A 1174-nucleotide genomic window follows, 5' to 3' on the forward strand; every position below is an offset into this window, starting at 1 on the left:
GGGTGAATCTGGTACATCCTATAAGGTCAGACCTTGTCTTACAGCTGAGATCCCCTGTTTCACCTTTCACGCCAGCATCAACTTTGAACGGTAGCCAGGAGCATAGACTCCGCATGAACAAGGAAAATGGGCGTGATGGTTATATGTGAAAGGAGACACGTATGATTCAGTTAGGTATTGATGTCGGAAAAAGCAAAATAGATTTATGCCTCAGGCCAGATGGCCCAGAAGGTCGCAAGAAAACCAAAATACTGACTAACGGACCTGATGTCGCAGTCAGCGTTCTGGAATGGCTGGCAAAGCAGAAAGTCGCTCCCGCGGATGTTCAGGTGGTGATGGAGTCAACGGGCACTTACCATGAACATCTGGCTTACGGCCTTTATGAGCGGGCGGTACGCGTCATCATTGCCAATCCTGCTCGCGTCCGTGCCTTTGCTCAGGGCATGGGTATCCTCACTAAAAATGATACTGTCGATGCTGACGTTTTAGCCCAGTATGGCGCTATGCGTCAGCCGGATGTGTGGCAGCCCCCTTCTCCCGCTATCCAGGAACTGAAAGCACTCCTCAGCAGACGTGATGCGTTGGTACACGATGTAGGTCGTGAACAAAGCCGACTCGAGAAACTTCTCTCAACGCGATGTTCATTGCTGGTTGAAGCCTCTGTCAGAAAGATACTTCAGGTGCTGAACAACGAACTGCAGGTGGTACAAGCGCTGATTGATAACCATATCGATAAGCATCCTGAGCTGAAACGGGATATGGAATATCTGACGTCGATAAAAGGGATAGGGTCAGCAGTCGGGAGTACAATGCTGGTAGTCCTGAGGGGAAATCACTTCATCAGTGCAGAACAGGCAGCATCCTGGGTGGGTGTTGTACCTAAGGAAAAACGCTCAGGAAGCTCTGTCCGCGGCAGAACAAGACTCTCAAAGAATGGTCCTCCAGAAGTGAGAGCCAAACTCTTTATGGCTGCAATAGTTGCCGTCAAACACAACCCTCTACTCAAACAGTTTTATGACCGCCTTCTGGCGGCGGGAAAAGCGAAGATGTCAGCGCTGGGTGGGGTGATGAGAAAGCTGGTACACATCTGCTACGGTGTTGTGATGAAACAGCAAAAGTATGACGAGAATTACGCTACAGCAGCTTGACGCTCAAGACGGTAGCTGTAAGCTCG

At 50.1% G+C, this 1174-nt stretch carries 1 protein-coding gene; it reads left to right on the forward strand.

The annotated features are described in order from the left end of the window. Positions 1-161 precede the first annotated feature (161 nt). On the forward strand, positions 162-1148 hold the full coding sequence (locus tag H0247_RS19335; RefSeq protein ID WP_180743981.1) for an IS110 family transposase: 987 nt from the start codon (positions 162-164) through the stop codon (positions 1146-1148). Positions 1149-1174 lie beyond the last annotated feature (26 nt).

Source organism: Pectobacterium sp. CFBP8739 (assembly GCF_013449375.1).
Classification (GTDB): domain Bacteria; phylum Pseudomonadota; class Gammaproteobacteria; order Enterobacterales; family Enterobacteriaceae; genus Pectobacterium.